General features: G+C 62.1%; 25 protein-coding genes, 1 tRNA gene and 1 riboswitch. Of the genes, 11 read left to right on the forward strand and 15 right to left on the reverse strand.

The window, feature by feature from the left end; translation table 11 throughout:
- Nucleotides 1–340: 340 nt before the first annotated feature.
- Both L0U82_RS02705 and L0U82_RS02710 read left to right on the forward strand, forming a co-directional pair.
- Nucleotides 341–2,164 (forward strand): phospholipase C, encoded by a 1,824-nt coding sequence (locus L0U82_RS02705; RefSeq protein WP_233828334.1) that lies wholly within the window; start codon nt 341–343, stop codon nt 2,162–2,164.
- Between the two features lie 160 nt (nt 2,165–2,324).
- Nucleotides 2,325–3,770: a cytochrome-c peroxidase gene (locus L0U82_RS02710; RefSeq protein ID WP_233828335.1), complete on the forward strand. Its 1,446-nt coding sequence runs from the start codon at nt 2,325–2,327 to the stop codon at nt 3,768–3,770.
- A gap of 211 nt (nt 3,771–3,981) precedes the next feature.
- On the opposite strand, the gene L0U82_RS02715 is transcribed toward L0U82_RS02710, so the two are convergent.
- From L0U82_RS02715 to ydfG, 10 genes are all read right to left on the reverse strand, one after another.
- The gene (locus L0U82_RS02715; RefSeq protein ID WP_233828336.1) at nt 3,982–4,191 is read right to left on the reverse strand and encodes a hypothetical protein; all 210 of its coding nucleotides are present in this window, start codon (nt 4,189–4,191) and stop codon (nt 3,982–3,984) included.
- A gap of 656 nt (nt 4,192–4,847) precedes the next feature.
- Nucleotides 4,848–4,923: transfer RNA gene (locus L0U82_RS02720), tRNA-Lys, on the reverse strand.
- Nucleotides 4,924–5,116: 193 nt separating this feature from the next.
- Entirely contained in the window at nt 5,117–5,866 is a 750-nt protein-coding gene (gene ybgF / locus L0U82_RS02725) for a tol-pal system protein YbgF (protein ID WP_233828337.1), read from the reverse strand.
- A 20-nt stretch (nt 5,867–5,886) separates the two neighbouring features.
- A complete protein-coding gene (pal, locus tag L0U82_RS02730; protein ID WP_233828338.1) occupies nt 5,887–6,396 on the reverse strand; it encodes a peptidoglycan-associated lipoprotein Pal in 510 nt (169 codons plus the stop codon).
- An 18-nt stretch (nt 6,397–6,414) separates the two neighbouring features.
- A complete protein-coding gene (gene tolB, locus L0U82_RS02735) occupies nt 6,415–7,707 on the reverse strand; it encodes a Tol-Pal system beta propeller repeat protein TolB (RefSeq protein ID WP_233828339.1) in 1,293 nt (430 codons plus the stop codon).
- Nucleotides 7,708–7,845: 138 nt separating this feature from the next.
- Nucleotides 7,846–8,886 (reverse strand): cell envelope integrity protein TolA, encoded by a 1,041-nt coding sequence (tolA, locus tag L0U82_RS02740; protein ID WP_233828340.1) that lies wholly within the window; start codon nt 8,884–8,886, stop codon nt 7,846–7,848.
- On the reverse strand, nt 8,883–9,329 hold the full coding sequence (gene tolR / locus L0U82_RS02745) for a protein TolR (protein WP_233828342.1): 447 nt from the start codon (nt 9,327–9,329) through the stop codon (nt 8,883–8,885). The genes tolA and tolR overlap by 4 nt, the downstream gene beginning before the upstream one ends.
- Nucleotides 9,330–9,339: 10 nt before the next feature.
- Nucleotides 9,340–10,017, reverse strand: a complete 678-nt coding sequence (tolQ, locus tag L0U82_RS02750; protein WP_007179119.1) for a protein TolQ — start codon at nt 10,015–10,017, stop codon at nt 9,340–9,342.
- Nucleotides 10,018–10,204: 187 nt separating this feature from the next.
- Entirely contained in the window at nt 10,205–10,669 is a 465-nt protein-coding gene (gene ybgC, locus L0U82_RS02755) for a tol-pal system-associated acyl-CoA thioesterase (RefSeq protein ID WP_233833093.1), read from the reverse strand.
- A 164-nt stretch (nt 10,670–10,833) separates the two neighbouring features.
- On the reverse strand, nt 10,834–11,580 hold the full coding sequence (gene ydfG, locus L0U82_RS02760) for a bifunctional NADP-dependent 3-hydroxy acid dehydrogenase/3-hydroxypropionate dehydrogenase YdfG (protein WP_233828344.1): 747 nt from the start codon (nt 11,578–11,580) through the stop codon (nt 10,834–10,836).
- Nucleotides 11,581–11,830: 250 nt separating this feature from the next.
- Nucleotides 11,831–11,957, forward strand: a riboswitch (ZMP/ZTP riboswitch).
- A 167-nt stretch (nt 11,958–12,124) separates the two neighbouring features.
- Between ydfG and glyA the strand changes: the two genes are divergently transcribed.
- The 7 genes from glyA (at nt 12,125) to L0U82_RS02795 (ending at nt 16,990) form a co-directional block, all read left to right on the forward strand.
- On the forward strand, nt 12,125–13,372 hold the full coding sequence (gene glyA / locus L0U82_RS02765; protein ID WP_233828346.1) for a serine hydroxymethyltransferase: 1,248 nt from the start codon (nt 12,125–12,127) through the stop codon (nt 13,370–13,372).
- Nucleotides 13,373–13,378: 6 nt separating this feature from the next.
- On the forward strand, nt 13,379–13,861 hold the full coding sequence (gene nrdR, locus L0U82_RS02770; protein ID WP_233828347.1) for a transcriptional regulator NrdR: 483 nt from the start codon (nt 13,379–13,381) through the stop codon (nt 13,859–13,861).
- Between the two features lie 221 nt (nt 13,862–14,082).
- On the forward strand, nt 14,083–14,643 hold the full coding sequence (locus L0U82_RS02775) for a GspH/FimT family pseudopilin (protein WP_233828348.1): 561 nt from the start codon (nt 14,083–14,085) through the stop codon (nt 14,641–14,643).
- Nucleotides 14,625–15,098 carry a type IV pilus modification PilV family protein gene (locus L0U82_RS02780; protein ID WP_233828349.1) on the forward strand — a complete coding sequence of 158 codons (474 nt, stop codon included), beginning with the start codon at nt 14,625–14,627 and terminating at the stop codon, nt 15,096–15,098. Before L0U82_RS02775 ends, L0U82_RS02780 begins: the two co-directional genes overlap by 19 nt.
- Complete coding sequence (locus L0U82_RS02785) at nt 15,095–15,901, forward strand: PilW family protein (RefSeq protein WP_233828350.1); 807 nt, start codon at nt 15,095–15,097, stop codon at nt 15,899–15,901. Before L0U82_RS02780 ends, L0U82_RS02785 begins: the two co-directional genes overlap by 4 nt.
- A 134-nt stretch (nt 15,902–16,035) precedes the next feature.
- Nucleotides 16,036–16,518 carry a pilus assembly PilX family protein gene (locus tag L0U82_RS02790; RefSeq protein ID WP_442793593.1) on the forward strand — a complete coding sequence of 161 codons (483 nt, stop codon included), beginning with the start codon at nt 16,036–16,038 and terminating at the stop codon, nt 16,516–16,518.
- 22 nt (nt 16,519–16,540) lie between these two features.
- Complete coding sequence (locus tag L0U82_RS02795; RefSeq protein WP_233828351.1) at nt 16,541–16,990, forward strand: type IV pilin protein; 450 nt, start codon at nt 16,541–16,543, stop codon at nt 16,988–16,990.
- A 26-nt stretch (nt 16,991–17,016) separates the two neighbouring features.
- Here L0U82_RS02795 and L0U82_RS02800 read toward each other — a convergent pair whose 3' ends face one another.
- The 3 genes from L0U82_RS02800 to L0U82_RS02810 all read right to left on the reverse strand — a co-directional run bounded on the left by L0U82_RS02800 (nt 17,017) and on the right by L0U82_RS02810 (nt 18,548).
- Nucleotides 17,017–17,535: a DUF3318 domain-containing protein gene (locus L0U82_RS02800; protein ID WP_233828352.1), complete on the reverse strand. Its 519-nt coding sequence runs from the start codon at nt 17,533–17,535 to the stop codon at nt 17,017–17,019.
- 185 nt (nt 17,536–17,720) lie between these two features.
- The gene (locus L0U82_RS02805) at nt 17,721–18,110 is read right to left on the reverse strand and encodes a phage holin family protein (RefSeq protein ID WP_233828353.1); all 390 of its coding nucleotides are present in this window, start codon (nt 18,108–18,110) and stop codon (nt 17,721–17,723) included.
- A 135-nt stretch (nt 18,111–18,245) separates the two neighbouring features.
- On the reverse strand, nt 18,246–18,548 hold the full coding sequence (locus L0U82_RS02810) for a DUF883 family protein (protein ID WP_008919742.1): 303 nt from the start codon (nt 18,546–18,548) through the stop codon (nt 18,246–18,248).
- 349 nt (nt 18,549–18,897) lie between these two features.
- Here L0U82_RS02810 and L0U82_RS02815 point away from each other — a divergent pair, with 349 nt between their 5' ends.
- A complete protein-coding gene (locus L0U82_RS02815) occupies nt 18,898–19,536 on the forward strand; it encodes a peroxiredoxin (protein WP_233828355.1) in 639 nt (212 codons plus the stop codon).
- Nucleotides 19,537–19,754: 218 nt separating this feature from the next.
- Here L0U82_RS02815 and L0U82_RS02820 read toward each other — a convergent pair whose 3' ends face one another.
- On the reverse strand, nt 19,755–20,798 hold the full coding sequence (locus L0U82_RS02820; RefSeq protein WP_233828356.1) for an SDR family oxidoreductase: 1,044 nt from the start codon (nt 20,796–20,798) through the stop codon (nt 19,755–19,757).
- A 201-nt stretch (nt 20,799–20,999) separates the two neighbouring features.
- Here L0U82_RS02820 and L0U82_RS02825 point away from each other — a divergent pair, with 201 nt between their 5' ends.
- Nucleotides 21,000–21,929, forward strand: a complete 930-nt coding sequence (locus tag L0U82_RS02825; protein ID WP_233828357.1) for an AraC family transcriptional regulator — start codon at nt 21,000–21,002, stop codon at nt 21,927–21,929.
- A 299-nt stretch (nt 21,930–22,228) separates the two neighbouring features.
- Here L0U82_RS02825 and L0U82_RS02830 read toward each other — a convergent pair whose 3' ends face one another.
- Nucleotides 22,229–23,419 carry an acyl-CoA dehydrogenase gene (locus tag L0U82_RS02830; RefSeq protein ID WP_233828358.1) on the reverse strand — a complete coding sequence of 397 codons (1,191 nt, stop codon included), beginning with the start codon at nt 23,417–23,419 and terminating at the stop codon, nt 22,229–22,231.
- Nucleotides 23,420–23,453 lie beyond the last annotated feature (34 nt).

Raw genomic sequence — 23,453 nt, forward strand, 5'->3', positions numbered from 1 at the left:
TGGCAATATTCAAAGCCGTCATCGCAATGTATCTGGGCAGTGAGAGCCGCTTTCAGCAGGTGTTTCGGGCGAGTCGAGCGGGTCTACAGAGCAGCGCAAAAAATCGGGCAAAAATACTATTTCCGACAGCTATCTGTTTGCTTCGTGCAAAGCAAATTACGTTAAAACAATGGAAATATATATGAATTATTACGCCACTAAAAGTTAATGTGGCGATGTTGCAATGGGATCCGATTCATACGGGTAATAGCCAGTAGTTAGTTCCAACAGCATCGCTTCCTTGCGTTTGCCGCACGCAAGTGTGGGACTGCGCAAGCCGAAGAATCCGGAGCCCATCACAATGTTTCGAAAAAACTTTTTGCCCATTCCAGCCGCGGTGCTTGCGCTCGTGCTGAGCGCGTGCAGCGGTAGCAATTCGACGACCGCGTCCACCACCGCGCCGTCCACGCCAGCGAGCACACCGAGCGCCCCCGCCCCTTCGGTTCAGGACGCGGCGGTCACGGCTACGCCGATCAAGCACCTGGTCGTGATCTTTGGCGAGAACGTGTCGTTCGATCACTACTTCGCGACCTATCCGGTCGCCGCCAATCCATCTGGCGAACCGCAATTTATCGCGGCAGCCGGTACGCCGTCGGTCGTCGGTCTGAACACCGATGCGTTGCAGACGCAAAATCCGAACTTCCTGAATCCGGCAAACGGTACGGCCGCGAGCCTGGTCGCGGGCAAGACCGTGCCTCAGTCCGACTTCAACCCGTTCCGGCTTGACCGTTCCCAGGCGAATACCGCGGATCAGAGCCACGCCTATACGGCTGAACAGGAGGCATACGATAACGGCGCCGCCGACCTGTTCCCGGCCCACACCGGCGCGACCGGCACCGCCGCCACCGGCTTCGTGGAAGACGGCCTCAGCGTCACACTCGATACCACCGGTGCTTTCGCGACGACTGGCCAGGTGATGGGATACTTCGACGGCAACACGGCTACCGCGATGTGGAACTACGCGCAGCATTTCGCGCTGAACGACAACACCTACACGGATACCTATGGTCCGTCGACGCCGGGCGCGCTCGAAGTCGTGTCGGGCCAGACCAACGGTGCCGTGCCCGTGGTCGGCAGTGCTTCCACCGTGGCCGACGGACAGGGCGGCCTGACGGAAAACGGCGATACCGACCCGGCCAACGACGTCTGTTCGTCGAAGACCAGCACCGTGATGATGACGTCGAAAAACATCGGTGACTTGCTGAACTCGGCGAACATCAGTTGGGGCGGCTTCATGGGCGGCTTCAATCTGGCGGCGGTCAATCCGAACGGCACGACAGGCTGCGCGAACGATACGACGGCCGCGGCCGGGACCGGCGGACGTACCACGTTCTCCGACGTGTTGGGCGGCAACGTGCCTGACTACGTGCAGCACCACGCGTGGTTCCAGTACTACAAGTCGACATCCAATCCGACCCATCAGCGCCCGACATCGACCGCGTTGATCGGCTTCACCGATCCGATGGATAGCACCGCGACGCCGGTTCACCATCAGTACGACACCAACGATTTCTTCAGCGCGGTCGCGTCCGGCAACTTTCCGGCGGTCAGCTACATCAAGGCTCCCGCGATTGGCGATGGCCACCCGGGTAACTCGGATCCGCTCGATGAACAGCAGTTCGTCACGCAAGTGGTCAACTTCCTCCAGCAGCAGCCCGACTGGAAGAACACCGCTGTCATCGTCACCTATGACGACTCCGACGGTTGGTACGACCACCGCTACACGCAGCCGACCAGCGCTTCGATGGCAGCCGGTGTCGATGAGTTGAACGGTAGTGGCGTGTGCGGTGTCAGCGCGAACCTGCCGATGGGCGTCGCCGGTACGCCGGTCAATGGCCGTTGCGGTCCGGGTACGCGTATTCCGCTGCTCGTGATCTCGCCGTGGGCCAGGTCGAACTTCGTGTCCGACACGATCGCGAGCCAGGCTTCGGTCGTGCGTTTCATCGAAGACAACTGGCTCGGCGGCGAACGCCTTGGCGGTGGTTCGTTCGATGCGACCGCCGGCAGCATCATGAACATGTTCAACTTCACCGGCTCGGCGGGTGCCAACACGCCGCTGTATCTCGATCCGTCGCAAGGCACGCCGTTGTCCACGCCGCCCGCGATCAACATGACTCCGACCTGAGTTCTGCTTCCGCTTCGATTTGCGCCAGGCAGTCATTTTCCGCCTGGCGTGAATCGAAAGCAGGATGAAGAACGACGACGGTTATCGCTTCAATCAGGTGTCGAGCCAGCTTGTCCGGTGGCTCGATCTGTCTATTGCAGTGCGCTTTTTTCCATAAGCCATGTCTGAACGCTCGAATCAGGTTTCTTCCGATCCGTCCTCCGATAGCCCTCGCAGTCGTCCGCAAAAACGACCACTGTTACGTTGTGCTCTATGGGGTGTGCTGGGGATCGGACTCGCGGTGATTGCATTCGGTGCGTACGCGGTGACCTACCCTGAAAAAATGCCGGCATCCGTGGGGCAGATGGTCGAAAACCTGACCGGTGAAAATCCCCACCCGGTTCATCTTCGGATGCCGAAAGCCGCGCCCTTGAGCGCGGTCGCGCAACTCGGCAAACAGATTTTCTACGATACCTCGCTGTCCGCTTCGGGCATGCAGTCGTGCGCGAGCTGTCACAGCCCGCAGCACTCGTACGGCCCGACGCCCGATGAATTTCCGGTGGCGCTTGGCGGTTCGCATCTGAACTTGCCGGGCTATCGGCCACCGCCGTCGTTGACCTATCTGTATCGCCAGGCCAACTTCAGCATTGGTCCCGATCCGGCGGATATCGAGACGACGGTGAGTGTCGTGCAGCAGGCGGCGTCGGCGGTCGGTGTCCAAAAAGCCACCAAGGATGCGCTGGTCGCACCGTCGGCCCCGGCGATGGTGCCGCAAGGTGGCTTGTTCTGGGATGGCCGCGCCGATTCACTGCAGCTGCAGGCGTACGGCCCGATGCTCAACCCGGTGGAAATGGCCAATACGAGCACTGCCGAGGTCGCGCACAAACTGCTGGCGGCGAAGTATCGCGATCAGTTCAAGCAACTGTTCGGTCCTGGCATTCTGCTCAGCCCGGGCTTGCTGGTTTCGGAGGCGATGTTCGCGGTCGGCCGCTACCAGGTCGAGGATCCGTCGTTTCACCTGTTCACCAGCAAGTACGACTACTGGCTGCAAGGCAAGACACGGCTATCGTCGGCCGAACTGCGCGGTTTGCGTCTGTTCAATGATCCGGACAAGGCCAATTGCGCCGGTTGCCACCTGAGCCAGCCCAGCAAGGATGGTTTGCCGCCGCTATTTACCGACACCCAGTACGAAGGGCTCGGTGCGCCGCGCAACCCGTTGATTCCCGCCAACAAGGATCCGCATTATTACGATATGGGTATCTGCGGCCCGTGGCGCGACGACCTGAAGACGCAAACGCAATACTGCGGCATGTTCCTGACGCCGACGCTGCGTAATGCGGCCAATCGCGGGATCTACTTTCATAACGGCGTCTACCATACGCTGCAGGAAGTGATGAATTTCTACGACTTCCGCGATACGAATCCAGCGAAGATCTATCCGGTCGATGCTCATGGCAACGTCGAAAAATACAATGACATTCCGACAAAGTACAATGCCAACATGGACGTCGTGGACCCGCCGTTCAATCGAAAATTCGGCGACAAGCCAGCGATGAGCGACCAGGACATGAAAGACATCATTGCCTTCATGCAGACGCTAAATGACGGGTATCGGCCGCACGATTAGCCACATCTATCGAGCGGGTTTCTTCGTTTCGAAATAATCAGGTTTCGGAATGGGCTGCGGACAACCGCGACCCATTTTCTTTTGATCGATGTGAGTCCTGAATGAAGGAGGTGCGACAGATGCGAATCTGATTCGGTACTGTCGGGAGGAGGGGGATCGATGCGGCTTCGCGCGGACTCAATATCCAGCAGATGGTGCGTGTCGGCGTAATTTAGTTTTCCCCTTCCGCCCATTTTTTGCACGCCTCGGCGTACGGAGCAAACTCATCGCCCCGCTCTGCCAGGGCGAGCGCCCATGCAGCCACTTCCTCGCGCGATGGGATCATGCTCGACGGGCACTCATACAAAAAGAATGCGAGCATCGCATCCACCGTCTTTGAATCACTTTCGGAAATGAAGCTTGGGAGGGGGGCTGCATTCATGATGTAGTTAATCCTTGTGGGTCAGGCATTACTACCGCACTAGCGTGCGTGCAGCAAGTGCGACTCGGAACGTGGAGTTATTGGGTCGCGCGTCGCTTGCGATTGCCGCCATCGAAGCGGATGTTGCGTGAGTGTATTTGGTCGCGCCCGAGTAAGACACTTTGATTGCCCCCGAGGTGAGGACTGAGACAGGTATTCGGGCCTGGCAACTTTCCGATATGCAACGGAACGATACACGCGAGAGGTTCTGCCCACGAGATTGTGTCGAACGCGACGAGACAACTTGCTTGAGTTGAATATGCACGCTTGTCGCTCCGAGACGTCGCTTGACGTAGCGTGGTGCGAAAAGGGATTCGATGATCTCTCGGTGAAGGTTACGAAGCCGGAGAATGCTATTGCCAAAGCGGTTGCACTTGGCTGTATGAAAGGACTAGGGCAAGCGATGAAGTCGAATCAGTTGGACAACAGGTGATATGAATTGAATACGGCTGTCGAGGAGGCGTTGTCCGACTCGGGGTGCGGGCGACGTTGTTTGGAGGGCGAGCCGGCGTTTAACCGTGCGTCGTGGGTTCCCGCACCTTGAGGGGATTGCGGAGCAATGCGGGTTTTGCGGAGCAAGAAAAAGGGCCTAGCCGAAGCTAAGCCCTTGAATCTTTTGGTAGGCCGTACGGGATTCGAACCTGTGACCAACGGATTAAAAGTCCGCTGCTCTACCAGCTGAGCTAACGACCCAAAAGAGAAGCGAAAGTATATAGACCGACCCATTGCCTGTCAACCGCGGGCGGCCGTCGAGCTATCGGCATTTCGCCGCATTCAGCACGTCACAAAACGTCCGCCTGAAATGAAAAACCCGGGCATTGCTACCCGGGCTTTTCAGCGAGAGGCGCGCGTGACTATGACGTCGGACACTGCGCGTTACTGCTCACTACTTGATCTGCGACAGCTTGCTTTGCGCCGATTGCGCGACGTCCGAGCCACCGTATTGCGAGACGATCTGCTCGAGCGTTTTCTTCGCGGCCGCCTTCTGGCCTTGCTCGATCTGATTGTTCGCAATCGCCAGCAGTGCTTCCGGTGCGCGCGGATGCTGCGGGTACTTGGCGACGATGCCTTGCCAGATCGCCGTCGAGCCCTTGTAGTCGCGCAACGCATACAGCGCGTTGCCGAGCCAGTACTGCGCGGTTGGCTGATAGGGGCTGTCCGGATACTTGGAGATGAAGCTGCGGAACGATGCCGCGGCGTTTTTGAAGTCGCCGCTGCGGAACTGCTGTGAAGCCGCGTTGAACGCGTCGGTTTCACCCGGCTGCACCTCGCCCTGGACGCCGTCCACCGTCTGCTGCTGCGGCTCGAATTTCTTCAGGCGCGTGTCGAGATCGGTGTAGTAATCCTTCTGCTGCTTCTGCAGCGTGGCGAGCTGATTCGCCATGTCCTCGTTCTGTCCGCGTAGCGTCGCGACCTGCTGGTTGAGCTGGTCGAGACGGTTGGACTGGTCGAGGATCGTGCGCTGCGCGGCCGACAGTTGGCTCGACAGACTATCGGTCTTCGAACGCAGATCGAGAATGGCCTGACGGGCCTGATCGTCGTCGAAGATGCCCGCATGGGCGGGCACGGCCGCGAGGGCCGTGCCTGCGACGCAGGCCGCTGCGGCAAGCCGCAGCCAGGAGAAACGATGCGTCATTCGGCTCATCACCTGTTGACTTACTGTTGATACACGAGGTCGGCGCGGCGGTTCTGTGCCCACGACGCTTCGTCATGACCCGTTGCCTGCGGCTTTTCCTTGCCGAGGCTGACGGCTTCCATTTGCGAATCCGTGACGCCCATCAGCGACAGCGAACGACGCACGGCTTCAGCACGCTTCTGGCCGAGTGCGAGGTTGTATTCGCTGGTGCCGCGCTCGTCGGTGTTGCCCTGGATCAGCACGTGACGCTGCGGATGGCTCTTCAGATATTGCGCGTGTTGCTGCAGCAGCGGCTGATAGTCGTCCTTGACCGAGTAGCTGTCGAAGTCGAAGTAGATGCTGCGCTTCGCGAGCGGGCTGTTCGGATCGTTCAGCGGATCGACGTTGACCGTTGCGACGTCGTTCGGGTTCGGCTGCACGCCGCCGCCTGCACCCTTGTTGGCGTTTTCGTCGAGCTTGACGCCCGAGTGACACGCGGCCAGCGTGCCGACCATTACGACCGCGAATGCGAAACGAAGTTTGGACATCATTTGTTTACTCTCCTTGTGTTATTGCATAAACGGGCCCCAGGACGGCTCGCGTACGCTGCCGCCCTGAACGGACAGGACCTGCCGAGTGCGACCGTCGGTCGATACTGCGGCCAACACGCCACGGCCGTTCACCTCAGTGGCGTAAAGAATGTACTGACCGTTCGCCGCGAAGCTCGGCGATTCGTCATGTGTCGTGTCCGTCAGGCCCGTGGCGGTTCCGCCTTGCAGGTCCTGGAGATACAGCTTGAATGCACCGCCGACGCGCGAGATATAGGCAAGCTGCTTGCCGTCAGGACTCACACGCGGGCTGGTGTTGTAGCTGCCCGTAAAGGTGACGCGTTGCGCGGGGCCCGCGCTTTCGCCTTGCGCCGGCATCTTGTAGATCTGCGGCGCGCCGCCGCGGTCGCTCGTGAAATAGATCCACTGACCATCGGGAGAGTAGGCCGGTTCGGTGTCGATGGAGCTGCCTTGCGTGAGGCGACGCAGGCCGCTGCCGTCCGCGTTGACCGCGAAGATTTGCGTATTGCCGGTGCGTGACAGCGCGACGGCGAGCGTGCGGCCGTCCGGCGACCAGGCCGGTGCGCTGTTGTTGCCCTTCTGGTCGGACACGACGGTGCGCCGGCCCGTGGGCAGATCGTGGATGTAGACGATCGGCTTCTTCTTCTCGAACGAAACGTACGCGACCTTGGTGCCGTCAGGCGACCAGGCCGGCGAGATGATCGGCTCGGGGCTCGACAGCGCGATATGCGCGTTCTGACCGTCCGAATCGGAAACCTGCAACTGGTAGCGTCCGCCCGTGCGGATCACGTACGACAGACGCGTCGCGAACACGCCGCGGGTGCCCATCAGTTTCGCGTAGATGTAGTCCGCGACCTTGTGCGCGCTCATGCGCAGGCCGCTTTCCGGGCTGACGAGCACGAGGCCGCCGAGGCTTTCGCCCTTGACCGTGTCGTACAACTTGAAGCGCACTTCGTACTGGCCGTTCGGCAAGTGGTTCACGCTGCCGGCGACGAACGCGTTGGCGCCCTTCGCCTTCCATGCGCCGAGGTCGACCGAGTCGGTCTCGGACACCGGCGTCGAGCCTGCGTCGATATTGGTAAATTTGCCGCTGCGTTGCAGATCCTGGCGCACGATCGCGCTGATCTGCTGCGGCGAGTTTGCTTCGTTGGCGAAATTCGCCGTTGCGATCGGAAACTGCGTAGATCCGACGCCCGTCACGAGGACGTTGAGTTGTGCGTTGGCGGCGCCGCCAACAGCGATCAGGCACGTTGCCACGAGTGTCCGCAGGCCTAGCTTGGTCATCAAACTCATGCTGTATGGATTCCTCAAAACGGTTTTACTTAACACTTCACAACAGCAAACAGACCGGAAAACAGCTAATTCGTTCCCGCGCGATGCCCTGTCGGACGGGGCGCGGCGTCGCCGTTAGCCGGCTGTCAGTCTGCTGCCTCAACCAGCCGGACGTAGCGTGATATAGAAACTTTCCGGTGCTTTGCCGTTGACATCGAGCGGCATCGGATCGGAACGCCGCACAGCGGTCAACGCGGCCGCATCCCACGCGGCGTTGCCGCTGCTGTGCGACACGCTCGCGCTCAGCAACGTGCCGGTCGGCGAACAACGCACGGCGATCACAGTCTCGAGACCTTCCGTTTCGCCGCCCCACGAGATGTTCGGCCGCACGGCCCGGCGTACCTTGTCCGCGTAACCCGGCGATGCCGCCGTGCCGCCGGAACCACTGCCCGTGCCGCTCTTGCCAAGCCCGTTGCCCGTTGAACCCGGAGCACCGGCCATGCCCTGCATCTGCGCGAGGCGCGCGCGACGTTCGGCGTCGAGCTGCTTCTTCGCCTGCGCCGCGGCATCCGCTTGCGCCTTGGCTTTCGCGGCTTTCTCCGCATCAGCCTTTTTCTGCGCGTCCGCCTGCGCCTGCTTCTGTTGCTGCTCCTGCTGTTCTTTCAATTGCTGCTGTTTTTGCTCGGCTAGCTGCTGCTGTTTCTGCTGCTCGGCCAGTTGCTGCTGCTTGAGCTTCTCAGCCTGCTGCTGTTGCTGTTGTTGCTGTTTCAGTTTCGCGGCCTTCTGCGCGGCGAGCTGAGCCGCCTGCTCGGCCGCCAACTGCTGCTGACGTTGCGCTTCCTGCTGCTCTTTCAGCTTTTGCTGACGCTGCTGCTCGGCCAGTTGCGCTTCGCGGGCCGCTTCCTGCTGCTGACGTTTCTTTTCCTGCAACGCGATGTCGGCCTGTTCGTCCCGCACCGGCGGCGCAGGAGCGACCGGCACCGGCGGCGCTGGCGGCGGGACGGGACGAGGAATCGCCGCGTTCGGCACCTCGGTCCACAGTTCCGCCTCCTCGCCCTCGGGCGTGCTGTTTTGCCACTGGATGCCGTGGTACAGGAAGAACCCGAGCAGCGCATGCATCACCAGCGCGAACAGAAATGCGCGCCCGGTGCCGCGTTCACGCGGTGGCTGAAGCGGATATTCGGAGTTCTTGCGGATCATTGCGATTTGACGAGCAATCCAACGCGCTTGACGCCCTCGGCCTTCAGCTCGGACATCACATTCATCACGGCTTCGTACTTCACGGTTTTGTCGGCGGCGATCACGACGGGCTGATCCGGATGCGATTGCGCACGATCGGCGATGAAGCCCTTCAGGTCGGCGTTCGTCATGTCTTCCTGTTGCTGCGTGCCGGCGTCGTCCTTGTACTTGACGCTCATATTGCCGTCCGCGCGGATGTTGACGATCACCGGCGGGGTCTGCTGCTGCGGAGCGGCACCGCCGACGGTAGGCAGATTGACGATCGACGGAGCGACGAGCGGCGCGGTGACCATGAAGATCACGAGCAGCACGAGCATCACGTCGATGTACGGCACGACGTTGATGTCGGCCATCGCGCGGCGTGAACGCGAACCGCGCATGCTGGAGGAACGGGAGCCTGCCATCGTGGCCTCCTTACTGTGCCTGGCGCTGCAGGATGTTCGAGAATTCCTCGATGAAGGTCTCGAAGCGGATTGCCAGACGGTCGATGTCGTGTGCGTAGCGGTTGTACGCGACCACGGCCGGAATCGCGGCGAACAGGCCGATCGCGGTGGCGGTCAGCGCTTCGGCGATGCCGGGCGCCACGTTCGCGAGCGTGGCCTGCTGCACGTTGGCCAGGCCGCGGAACGCATTCATGATCCCCCACACCGTACCGAACAGACCGATATACGGGCTGACCGAACCGACCGACGCGAGGAAGGCGAGGTTTGCTTCGAGCACATCCATTTCACGCTGGAAGGCCGCGCGCATCGCGCGCCGCGCGCCGTCGAGAATCGCGCCCGGATCGTTCAGGCGTTTTTCCTTGCCCTTCAGGAATTCGCGCATGCCGGACTCGAAAATGCGCTCGAGCGCGCCGATCGTGTGGCGGTTATTCGCGGCGCTCTGATACAACGCCTGCAGGTCGCCGCCCGACCAGAAATCACGCTCGAAGCGCTCAGTTTGCGCGCGCGCCCGGCGAATCGCAAACCACTTGCGGAAGATGAAAGTCCACGACAACAGGGACAGCAACAGCAGCAGGGCCATCACGGCCTGAGCTAGCAGGCTCGCGTTAAGTACTAGTGAAACGATCGACAGATCTTGAGTAGTGTTCATATAGGTTCGTTTTAGCGTCCCGGGAAGGGGGCGTCCGGCTGCAAGGCCGCTTCAAGCTCGCCGTGGGCAAAACGGAAGCTTCGGCGGTGTTGAAGCCGAACCATGCTTTGTGTTGCCTGACCGGTATGAGTTCACTGGCCCCGTAACAACGGCGCGCAGGTATCGTTCGTTGACATGCCGCCGCTTTTCAATTCACGTCCTGGCTCACGCCCGGTCCGTGCTGCAATGCAGCGAGAACCGGCGCGGGAATTGCAGCGGGCCGCAACGCGACTCGATCGACGCAGCCTACCCGGATCGTGCCAGTAGCAAGCAACGTGCCTTCGCGCCAAGCCTCCTGCGCAAAATCAACCGAAGCTCTGCCAAGCCGCTCGATCCTGCTGACAATTTTCACGATATCGTCGAGCCGGGCCGGAGCCCGATAATCGACCGCGGTACTGCGCACGATGAAAATCGCGCCGGTTTCTTCCGCGAGCCGATGCTGGTCGACACCGCACGCACGCAGCCATTCGGTGCGCGCCCGTTCGAAAAATTTCAGGTAATTGGCGTAAAACACGATGCCGCCGGCGTCGGTATCTTCGTAGTACACGCGGATTGACCACGTGTACCCGCTTTCCGTGCCTGGCTGGCTGGTCGACATATTCATGCGGCGCATTCTACCGGAACGCATACCCGCGGGTCTGTTTCAAAGTGTGCATCCCGTCCGGCGGACGTCAGCGGCGATATCGGGTGGTTGCGCAAGCCGTTTCCGGGCCGTGTGCGCGGCAGCGGCCCTGCCCGGATGCCGTGAGCGGCTGTCACGCCTCGCCGCCTTCCCGCTCAGCCGCGATGAACGCTCAGCCCGGCAAACGACTGGGCAACCGGCATCAGCTCGATCGTGTTGATATTCACGTGGGCGGGGCGCGTGGCGATCCAGTAGATCGAATCCGCGATGTCCTCGGCCGTTAGCGGCTGGAAGTTTTCGTAGACCCTGGCGGCCTTGTCGTCGTCGCCGCGAAAACGCACGTTAGAGAATTCGGTGCCGCCGCACAGGCCCGGCTCGATGTCGGTCACGCGCAGCGCGGTGCCGGCGAGGTCGACGCGCAGGTTCAGGCTGAACTGGCGCACGAACGCCTTGGTCGCGCCATAGACATTGCCACCCGCGTACGGCCAGGCGCCGGCCACCGAGCCCAGATTGAAGATGTGTCCGCGGTTGCGCTCGACCATGCCGGGCAGCAGCGCGCGCGTGACCTGCACCAGCCCTTTGCAGTTCGTGTCGATCATCGTGTTCCATTCGTCGAGGCGGCCCTTGTGCGCGGGTTCGACGCCGAGCGCGAGGCCGGCATTGTTGACGAGCACGTCGAGGGCGGCGAATTCGGCCGGCAGTGACTGCGGCAGGGCCTCGACCGCGGCGCGATCGCGCACGTCGAGTTCGTACGGCAGCAACGCGTCGCCGAGTTCGTCGGCGAGTGCGTGGAGCCGGTCCTTGCGGCGAGCGGTGGCGACGACGCGATGGCCGCCCTTGACGAATGCACGGGCGATGGCGGCGCCGAAGCCTGCCGACGCTCCAGTGACGAATACGATCATTGCAGTGGTTCCCTGGTCGGTATGTAACGAAGGCCGAAAGCCTACTTGCAATGCCGCGCTGCGGCAAGAATGAACCAGCCGTATCCGACGCTGCGGCACGGACACACAGCGGCCCTTAGAGACTGGCGGTTGGCTTTCGTCAGACGTGTTCGCGGCAGGCGGCCCGGCTCGCCCGAAGGCCCGGCCAGCCGGCGCTTGGGCGCCGCCGGGCCGGTTGCCTATTCGATCCTCTTCCAATACACTAACGCGCTCGACCCTGCGTGACTGGCGATAGAACCGAGTCGTCCGACTCAGCCGATTCAACCGATCGGGTTCAAGGTGGAACAACCCACCGTGAAGCGCAGGGTGCCGTTTTGCCGTTCGCCTGGGCAGCCGTGATCCGCGCGCAGAAATCTGCGTTGCCGGTGGTTGGCCTGCCTCGCGTGTGCGGCGACTCCTCTACCCGCCGCGTCAGGGCTAGCCTGGCCGCCAGCAACGCTGCGTATCCCCTACGCAAGATTCGGCGCACGATCCGGTCAACCTGAACACACTCAACGGAACCTGTATGTTTGACAGAGCCCAAAGCACCATCGCCAACGTCGATCCTGAACTCTGGAAGGTCATCGAGCAGGAAAACCGCCGTCAGGAAGAGCACATCGAACTGATCGCGTCGGAAAACTACACGAGCCCGGCCGTGATGGCCGCGCAGGGTTCGCAACTCACGAACAAGTACGCGGAAGGGTATCCGGGCAAGCGTTACTACGGCGGCTGCGAATACGTCGACGTCGCGGAGCAACTGGCGATCGACCGCGTGAAGCAGCTGTTCGGCGCGGAAGCCGCCAACGTGCAGCCGAACTCGGGCTCGCAGGCGAACCAGGGCGTCTTTTTCGCGATGCTCAAGCCGGGCGACACGATCATGGGCATGAGCCTCGCGCACGGCGGTCACCTGACGCACGGCTCGCCGGTCAACATGTCGGGCAAGTGGTTCAACGTCGTCAGCTACGGCCTGAACGAAGCCGAAGACATCGACTACGACGCTGCTGAAAAGCTCGCTCAGGAGCACAAGCCGAAGCTGATCGTGGCCGGCGCGTCGGCGTTTGCGTTGCGCATCGACTTCGAACGCCTGTCGAAGATCGCGAAATCGGTCGGTGCTTACTTCATGGTCGATATGGCGCACTACGCGGGCCTCGTTGCCGCCGGTGTCTATCCGAACCCGGTGCCGCACGCCGACTTCGTCACCACCACCACTCACAAGAGCCTGCGCGGCCCGCGCGGCGGCGTGATCCTGATGAAGGCCGAGTTCGAAAAGCAGATCAATTCGGCGATTTTCCCGGGCATCCAGGGCGGTCCGCTGATGCATGTGATCGCTGCCAAGGCCGTGGCATTCAAGGAAGCGCTGTCGCCGGAATTCAAGGTCTATCAGCAGCAGGTCGCCGACAACGCGCGCGTGCTCGCCGAGACGCTGGTCAAGCGCGGTCTGCGCATCGTTTCGGGCCGCACGGAAAGCCACGTGATGCTGGTCGATCTGCGCGCGAAGAAGATCACCGGCAAGGCAGCTGAGGCTGCGCTCGGCGCGGCGCACATCACGGTCAACAAGAACGCGATTCCGAACGATCCGGAAAAGCCGTTCGTGACTTCGGGCGTGCGTCTCGGCTCGCCGGCCATGACCACGCGCGGCTTCGGCGTGAAGGAAGCCGAGCAGGTCGGCAACCTGATCGCCGACGTGCTGGACAACCCGGAAGATGCCGCGACGATCGAGCGCGTGCGCGCGCAGGTCGCCGAGCTGACCCAGCGCTTCCCGGTCTACCGCTAAGCCGTCATGCATTGCCCCTTCTGCCGCCACGCCGATACGCAGGTCGTCGACTCGCGCGTATCCGAAGACGGCGCGACGATTCGCCGGCGCCGCCGCTGTGCGGCCTGCGACAAACGTTTTACGACGTATGAGCGGGTCGAACTGGCGCTGCCGTCGGTCGTCAAGAAGGATGGCACTCGCACGGAATTCGATCGCCGCAAGATCCTCGCGAGCATGCAACTGGCGCTGCGCAAGCGTCCGGTTGCAGCGGACGCGATCGACGCGGCGGTCGCCCGTATCGAGTATCAACTGCTTGGCAGTGGCGAGCGCGAGGTGCGCAGCGAGCGCCTCGGCGAACTCGTGATGAACGAGTTGCGAGCGCTCGACACGATCGCCTATGTCCGATTCGCCTCCGTGTACCGGCGCTTCGAAGACGTCTCCGAATTCGAGGACGTGATCGAGGAATTCCGCCGCGCTTCTTCTCCTCCGAAGCCTTCCCGCAAGCGCTGAACGCCGGCAACAAGCCACGCCTTGTCGGTGCGTGTTCACATTGAACGTGTCGAGCATTCCACGCGTTTTCCGCCGCATTGCCACCCCCGCTTACCTGAAGTTCGTCACGTGTATTTTTGCGCGCGATAGCATCTGAATACTACCTGGCCATTCGGCCGATTGTTGGGCCGTTCGCAAATCGCTAGATTGGCTGCATCCGTTCGATACGTTCAGAGATGCAGATGAAACACCATGCGATTCGCCGGCCACCAGGCGCCGGCTTCACGCTTGTCGAGACATTGGCTGTTGTCGCGTTGCTCGTCGTGATTGCCGTGATGGCGACGCCGTCGTTCGTGGCGTGGCACATGCGCGATCAGGTCGATGCGCGTGCAAGGACGTTGCTGTCGACGTTCGCCTATGCACGCAGCGAAGCGCTGCGCCGAGGCGCGCGCGTCACCGTGTGCCGCATCGACGCCGCGCGCGTTTGTCTTGCCGCGGGCCAATCATGCGGCGATGGCATCGCGGACTGGGCCTGCGGCTGGGCTGTGCTCGTAGAGCAGGGCGGCACGCTATCGCTGCTTCGCGCGCAACCGCTGCTCGCGGCGGTGAGCATCACCGGTGTGCAAACAGATATGACATTCACTCCGCCCGCGGGGCAGCTGTTCGGCGCATTCCGCAATTTCGACATCGCGCCGCGAAATCCGTCTAAAGCAATGCAAGGGAACCCGTGGCGGCGTTGCATTCGTATTGCGTCGGGTGGCCGCGCGCGAATTTCGGAGGGCGCATGCACAACGGCTTCGTGACGCGGGTTTCGTCGCTTGCTCCCTCGCGGCGGTGCGCGCCAGCCTGCGGCGGTAGCTCACTGATCGAAGTGATGCTGGCTGTTGCGTTGGTCGCGGTGACGGCGCTGGGTTTGATCGCAGCTCAAGTGTGGATCGCACGCGAAGCCCGCGCGATGGCGATGCGCGAAAGCGCCGCGTGGATAGCCGACTCGGTTGCCGAAGCGATGAGCGTGCCGTCTCTAGGCGATGCCGCGCTCAATCAGTTGAGCGCGCAGGCGGGCGTGCTTTTGCCTCACGGCGAAGCATCGATTGCCGAAAGTGGCGGGGTCGCGACCGCGCGCGTCACCTGGGCCGCCGTGCGGGACAGACCCGGATCAGGCTCCGGCTCGGGTGACGTGATCGACAAGCCGGAACGTTGCGGCGGCGTTGATACTCCCGCCGGCTCCTCCTGTGTCGCATTGGCGTTCGCGAAATGAGGCGATCACATGGTGCAAACGGCCATACGCTGGTCGAATTCGTGATCGCGATGGCGCTGGGATTGATCGTCACGGCGGGCGCGATATCGCTCTATGCGACGCAGCGCAGTGCATTCGAACGCGCGAGCAATGCGACGCAAATTCGCGAAGCCGGTCTCACCGCGCTGCTGCTGATCGGTCAGCAATTGCAAATGGCGGGCTTCGTCCCCGCCGGGGTTGTCGGCTACAACGCGCCGGCTCCACTGTTCGGCTGTTCGCGCGGGCGGCCGATCGGTGCCGACGATAACCCCGGCTGCAGCTCATTGAGTAGCGGTTCGGACGGCGTTGCAATTCGCTACGTTGGAGACGGCGTATCCACGTGGCCATCGTCGAGCGGGCAGATAACCGATTGTGTCGGTCAGGGCATCAAGAGCGGCGACGCCACGCTTGGCAGCGAAGGCGTGCCAGTGGTCAACCGCTACTTCGCCAACGTCAGCGATTCGACCGGCGAGCCGGAGCTTTACTGCGACGGCAACGGTAACGCGGGGACCGCGCAGCCGCTGGTCGAAGGTGTCGAGCGGTTGCGCTTGCGATACTGGTTGGCCGGTGCTGCCGCTGCGATCGACGCATCGGCGGTGCCGACGGATCAGTGGACGAACATCGTCGCAGTCGATCTTTGCGTGATCGTGCGCGGTGCACCGCAAGGACAGCGTTCGCGCTATATCGACTGCGATGGCGTGAGTACGTTCGGTACCGACTTGCGACCGAGGCAGGCGTTTTCGCGTCGTGTTGCGTTGCGTAATCGCATGGAGGTTTCGTCGTGACGACTCGAACAGGAACATCCCAATGCCGTCGCCCGTGTAGTCGATGGAGCTGGCATCGCGACAAAGCGCTCAATTCGAGTAATTCGATCAGGCCACGTTACCCCACCGCCACCGCACGCTTTCGCCAGCGTGGCGTGGTTTTGCCGATCGTACTGTTGATCTCGGCGATGATGCTGGCGACATCGGCGGTGTGGTTCGAAACCTCGCTGGCAGCCACGCGCGCGGCGACCAACGTGCGTGACTATTTGCAGGCATTTCACGCAGCGGATTCCGCGCTCACCCTATGCGAGCGCAGCGTTCTCGCAACGGGCAGCGACGCACCCGCATCGCCCGCACCGCCGCTCGCAGCCGGCGAGCCCGTTCAATGGATGCTCGAAACCGCGTTCGAGGCCGGCGCTCTCACGCCTGTCGTGCAATGGCCCGGATCGGAGCGTGCGCCCCAATGCCTGATCGAGCCGTGGCGGCTGCCGAATCGCGACAACGCAATCGCTTATCTACTGAGCGCGCGCGGCTTTGGCCGGACCCGCGAGTCGCAGGTCTGGTTGCAGATGGAACTGGTGATCGACGGCGGCGCGATCGAACGTCATTGGCGGCGTGTTGCCGCGAGGCCATTCTGAAATGCATTCCGATGGGAGGAACATGGCGAGCCCGAATACAACCACATTCACGTCCACGTCCGCATTCACGCTGATCGAATTGATGATCGCGTTGGCAATCGCGGCAACATTGGCCGTCTTTGCGGTTCCTTCGTATCGCGGCCACATTGCGCGAACGCATCGTATCGATGCGGCGTCCGCGCTGTATCGCGCCGCGCAGTTTGTCGAGGGCGCGGCGAGCGACGATACGCCGGCCTTGCCAGCGGGTCTCGACCAGGCGCCGCAATTTGGCACGCCGATTTACAGCCTTCGCGTGCTGCCCGCTGACGATACTAACGGTGGCTATGCGATCGAAGCGACGCCGGTGCAAGCCGGCCCGATGCGTGACGATCCGTGCGGCACGTTCACGCTCGATGCGACCGGCTTACGCGGCAATAGAAACGAGACAGGCGGTTCGGCGCCGGCGACCAGCGAATGCTGGAACACGGCATAAGGGCAGGGGGCGTCGTGGCTGGATCGTTAATAACCGCTGTCGCTCGACTCGGCCTTTTCAGCAACGGCGTCCGCAGCCATGGACGCGGACGCCGCGGCAGCCGCGGCAGTTCTGGAATCGCGCTTCATCTGTTGCCAGATTCGCAGCGCTTCCCAGCCGGCGAGTGCAAGACCGCCCCACTTGAGTGCGGGCTTGGCGCCGGCCACGACGGTGGCGCGCAGCGGCTTGGCGAGCAGCATCGAAACAATCGAACTGGCGAACGGATACTGCTTGAGCAACGCGCCGAGGCTCCCGGCGTTGATCATGCGCGCTTTCGCGCCTGTGCCCATGCGTACGCCGCCAAAGCCCGGAATGAGGAACTTGAGCCAGCTGAAATGCGTAACGGCCTGACGCAGATCCAGCGTGGCCTGCGCGAGTTCCATGCGCTCGACTTCCGCGCGCACGAGCAGCAGCTCCTTGCGCAACGCGCGCAGGTGCGGCGTGCTCAGCTCCTTCGATGGATGGCGATGCTGGCGAAATGCGGTATCGGGACGGGGCTGGCTCATGGCGTGTCGGCGGCAATGAAGATGAGGCGATCAAATACGATCAAACACAATCTAATGCGATTTGCGGCGAATGTTCTGGGCGGGCAACGAGTCGACAGCACAACCCAGCACGACCGTCCATCCGCAAACTTCAATGAAATCAAACCGGGCTTTCAACGCGCGATGCGCGCCGGCCGCCTTGCATATCAATCGCGGCTGCGAAATGCTTCGCGATCTTTCTGGAACTCGGCAATGGTCGCGTCGAACACCATCGGCGCATTGCGCAAACCGCTGCGTGCTTTCAGCGCGCAAGCGAGGCCGGCAATCGCATAGACCGCCGTGATGCCGGCGAGCGACTGCCAGCGGTAAGTGTCCCAGAATGCAATGGCGATCAGCGCGGTGAGCGCGATCAGCGCCATCGTGGCGAGCATCATTGCCGCGAGGCCGAGAAACAGCACGCCTAGCAGACGGTCTTTTTCTTCGGCGAGTTCGATGCCCACCAGTTCGAGCCGCGTCTGCAGAATGGCAAACACGGAACTGAGAATCCGGCGCAACGGACTGTGTTCTGCACGCTGCGATTGTGTTTCGGTTGTCATGGCTGTGGGCGTTGCGCGTGAGGACCTAACCGGCGCGCAAGCGCGTCGGCAGAAGCGGACCAGTGAGATAAGCACCGGTCTGCCCGACTTGCTGATGCAAACGCCGGACCTGCTGTTCCGGCGTTTGCGCCGGCATTACTTGCGATTGATCAGCAGGCCGACCAGCACGCCGACACCAGCGGCGATACCGATGGATGCCCACGGATGCTCGTGCACGTAGTCGTCGGTGGCGCGGGCTGCCTTCTTGCCTTTCTCGACCACGACCACCTGCACGTCGGCAGCCTTTTCCTTGGCCTGCTTCAGGCGCGTCAGCGCGGTTTCCCGCAGCTCCGATGCGCGCTCGCCGGTTGCGCTCGCGGCCTGTTTCAGCAGGTCTTCAGCGTCCGCGAGGACGGTTTTGATATCCGACATCAATCTCTCCTTGTTGACTTCCGACATTGACAGCTCCCCTTGGTCTCAAGCTACGCGTAAATCGTAACCAAAGAAACGGCCGCTGGCGAGCGCAGTACCGGTTGCCTGCAGCCAACGCACGAACCATTCCCGATGATCGTGAGACTTCGGCGAAGCCGTTTGAGAGCAGATTGCTCCACATTGGTGTTAGATGGAGTTGATCTGTCCCGCAAAGTTTCCCGCAGGCGGGAGAAAATTACAAAAACACATAAAGTACTGACGCGATGTTCGTTCGTCATGTACCACCGCTGCCGTATGCTTTATCTTTGCGGGTTTCGCTGGGTAAGCACCCGCATGCAACATCCGGAGACGTTCCGGACATTAAAAGGAGATGCACATGAGTCTACGTCTTGGCGACATTGCGCCGGATTTCGAGCAGGAGTCGAATGTTGGCCGTATCAGGTTTCACGAGTGGCTCGGTGACAACTGGGGCGTACTGTTCTCGCACCCCGCCGACTTCACGCCGGTCTGCACGACCGAACTCGGCCTGACCGCCAAACTGGCCGGCGAATTCGACAAGCGCAATGTGAAGACGATCGCGTTGTCGGTCGATAGCGCCGAGTCGCATAACGAGTGGATCAAGGACATCAACGAGACGCAGGCGGCCAGTGTCGGCTTTCCGATTCTCGCGGACAGCGACCGCAAGGTCTCCGAGCTGTACGACATGATTCACCCGAACGCGAACGAGACCCTGACGGTTCGCTCGCTGTTCGTGGTCGACCCGAAGAAGAAGGTGCGTCTGATCATCACGTATCCGGCGAGCACCGGCCGCAATTTCGACGAAGTGCTTCGCGTGATCGACTCGCTGCAACTGACCGATAGTCACTCGGTCGCGACGCCGGGCAACTGGAAGCAGGGCGATGACGTGGTGATCGTGCCGTCGCTGAAGGACGAAGAAGTGATCAAACAGAAATTCCCGAAGGGCTACAAGGCACTGCGTCCGTATCTGCGCATGACGCCGCAGCCGAACAAGTAAGCGGCTGAAGACGTGCGGCGCGCGACGCGAGTCGCGGCCGGCCAACCCCACGTTCGCCCGAGCGTGGGTTTTTGTTTTTCATGCGATGCGATGTGATTGCGATGCGAGTGAGCCGGCACGGCACGTCGCATCGGACCGCGAAGCCCCGAATCGACACCAGCCACCCAGCGTTCGAGTTCACCGACGGCGCACGGCCCACGACGCACCGCGAAGCACGACTATGCAGCCGCTTGCGAATCACGCAGAAGCCCAAGGCGGATCAGACTCTCCGCGGTCGCGGCGATGGCTTCCTCCTGCGGCCGCGGCGTCCAGCCCAGCATCCGTATCGCCTTTTCACTCGTGGAGTCCATCTTCACGCCGAGCAGCGGCACGATGCCCTTCATCATCGGATCGCGCCGCGCGGCAATGCGCACCAGCCAGTTCGGCAACACCCGCGTCGGCACCTTGCTCGCGGCTTCGCCGATACGCTGCCTCAACACGTTAGCAACGTCGATGAGCCACATGCTGGGCCCGCCGGTCGCGAGAAAACGCTCGCCGCGCGCGGCGGGATCGATCATCGCGCGCAGATGCAGGTCGGCCACGTCCCGTACGTCGACGAACCCGCAATTGATCTTCGGGCAGCCCGGCTGACCGTCCAGCAGATTCTTGATGATCCGGATCGAGTGTGAATAGTCGGGGCCGAGCACCGGGCCCAGCACGCCGACCGGATTGATCGCCGCGAGTTCGAGCCCACGTCCCTCGCGCGCGATGAAATCCCATGCCGCGCGCTCGGACAGCGTCTTCGACTTCTGATAGAGCCACACGTCGCCCGTCAGGTCGCTCCAGTCGGTCTCGTCGAACGGCCGGTTCATCGATTTATGTCCGGCGCAGATCGCGCCGAACGCGGAGGTCAGCACAACGCGTCTGACGCCTGCGTCCCGCGCGGCGCGCAGCACTCGCAGATTGCCGTCGACGGCCGGTTTGACCCATTCCTCTTCGGAAGCCTGATTACCCGATGGTGTCGGTGACGCGCCGTGCAGCACGTACACGCATCCGGCGGCGGCTTCGGCCCAACCCCGGTCGTCGCCGAGTTCGGCCGCGACGAACGACAGGCGCTCGCCGGGCTCGGCGCCACCTGTTTTGAGATTGCTGCGTACCTCCGCTTCGCGAGCCAGCGAGCGGACCGTGGTTCGAACACGGTAGCCGCGGCTCAATAACGCCAGAATGCAATGCTGCGCGATGAAGCCGGTCCCGCCGGTCACCAGTACCGTTTGGTCGTTCATGTGAATGTCCTGAGAGCTTGTTGAACAGTGTCGAGCGGCACGGAAATGGGGCAGCGGCTAGCGGTCGATCGTCGCCGTGCTCAATCCTGATAGCGATTTCCGGAGATCACTCCCGTCGCCACGAACAGCTCGCAAGCGTAAAGCGCGTCCCCCGAACGGTGAATGCTTTAAAGTGCGATTTATTTGCGCAATAGTACGAATATGAACAGCGATCCTTTCTCGGACATCCTCAGGTTCACCAATGCCGTATCGCTCGTGACGGGCGGCTTCACGGCCGGTGGCGCATGGGCGCTGCGTTTCCCGGCACCGGACAAGATCAAATTTTTTGCGGTTGTGAAGGGCCGTTGCTGGGTCATGCTCGACGGCGAGCAAGCGATTCGTTTCGATACCGGAGATGTCGGGCTGCTGGCCGCACCGCGCTCTTTCGTGCTGGCGAGCGATCCCGATGTCGAGCCCGTCGACGCGATGAGCGTGTTTTCCGGCGCCGATAAGACGGGCGCGCAACTCGGAGACGGCGAGGATTTCGCGCACATCGGTGGCCACGTTCTGCTCGATCCGGCGAGCGGACGACTGCTGGAGGATGTTCTGCCGCCGTGGATCCATATCCCGGCGGCATCGCCGCAGGCCGCCGTGTTCCGCGGGCTGCTCGATCAACTGGTCGAGGAACGAACGGTCGAACAGCCGGGAACGCAACTCGCGTCGGCGCATCTGGCGCAGCTTCTGTTCATCCAGATCCTGCGCGCGCATCTGAAGAAGTCCAGCCCGATGCCGGCCGGCTGGCTGCGAGCGCTAGGCGATCCGCGTATCGCGCCAGCCTTGCGATTGATGCACGGCGCCCCAGGCCGCGCGTGGCATCTCGATGAACTCGCGCGCGCTTGCGCAATGTCCCGAACGACGTTCGCTTTCCACTTCAGAACCATCGCGGGCGTGACGCCGCTCGCCTATCTGACCGGCTGGCGCATGCGTCTTGCCGAACGCGCATTGCGGGAAGAAAACACCCCCGTGGGTGGGGTCGCCGAGTCGCTTGGCTATACGTCCGAAAGCGCATTCAGCAACGCGTTCAAGCGCGTCACCGGCAAATCGCCGAACGCCTACCGGAGCGCGGCACGGGCGAAGGGCCGAGCCGCCTGAGCACACGAGCTTGCTTCTCGTGAAGGCTTGCAACGTGAGGCACGCGACGGCAGAGGCAGCGTGCGCCGCCGGCAGCAATGCTTGAGCATGACGACAACACGTTCGTTGCACACCGACAGCAAAGAAACGACAAAGCCCGGCACATGGCCGGGCTTTGTGATGTTGTCCGCAGTCTGAAGCGTAGATGAAGCGTGGAGCCGGTGCTTGCGGCCGTTCTTGCGTCTCGTGACGAAAATCGTCAGCCTCTATCTACACGCGCCATGCACCGGGCACATCAGCCAAGCATCAAACATCGAGCCTCAAAAGAACGCCTGAATCCCCGTCTGCGCGCGGCCGAGAATCAGCGCGTGCACGTCGTGCGTGCCTTCGTACGTGTTCACGACTTCGAGATTCACCAGATGGCGCGCGATGCCGAACTCATCCGAGATGCCATTGCCGCCGAGCATGTCGCGCGCGAGGCGGGCGATGTCGAGCGCCTTGCCGCACGAATTGCGCTTCATGATCGACGTGATTTCGACCGCCGCGGTGCCTTCGTCCTTCATCCGGCCGAGGCGCAGCACGCCTTGCAGACCGAGCGTGATTTCAGTCTGCATGTCGGCGAGCTTCTTCTGGATCAACTGGTTCGCGGCGAGCGGCCGGCCGAACTGCTTGCGATCGAGCACGTACTGACGCGCGGTATGCCAGCATGCCTCGGCGGCACCAAGCGCGCCCCACGCGATGCCGTAGCGCGCCGAATTCAGACACGTGAACGGCCCGCGCAGGCCGCTGACGCCCGGCATCATGTTTTCTTCCGGCACGAACACTTCGTCGAGCACGATTTCGCCGGTGATCGACGCACGCAGCCCCACCTTGCCGTGGATCGCCGGCGCCGACAGACCCTTCCAGCCTTTCTCGAGAATAAAGCCGCGGATGTTGTCCTTGCCGTCTTCCTCGAGCTTCGCCCACACGACGAACACGTCGGCGATCGGCGAATTGGTGATCCACATCTTCGAGCCCGACAGCGAGTAGCCGCCATCGACCTTCTTCGCGCGCGTGACCATGCTGCCCGGATCGGAGCCGTGGTTCGGCTCGGTCAACCCGAAGCAGCCGATCCACTCGCCGCTCGCCAACTTCGGCAGATATTTTTCCTTCTGTGCGTCCGAGCCGAATTCGTAGATCGGCACCATCACGAGCGACGACTGCACCGACATCATCGAGCGATAGCCGGAATCGACGCGCTCCACTTCGCGCGCGATCAGGCCGTACGCGACATAGTTCAGACCGGGGCCGCCGTATTGTTCGGGGATCGTCGGGCCGAGCAGACCGAGTTCGCCCATTTCGCGAAAGATCTCGATATCGGTCTTCTCGTGACGGAACGCTTCGAGCACGCGCGGCAGCAGCTTGTCCTGCGAGTAAGCCGCGGCGGCGTCGCGCACCATACGTTCGTCTTCGGTGAGCTGCTGATCCAGCAGCAACGGGTCTTCCCAGTGGAACTGCGCGGCTACGGCCATGACGTGTCTCCTGATTTCCTGCCCAGAACGAGCT

This window comes from Paraburkholderia sp. ZP32-5 (assembly GCF_021390495.1).
Classification (GTDB): domain Bacteria; phylum Pseudomonadota; class Gammaproteobacteria; order Burkholderiales; family Burkholderiaceae; genus Paraburkholderia.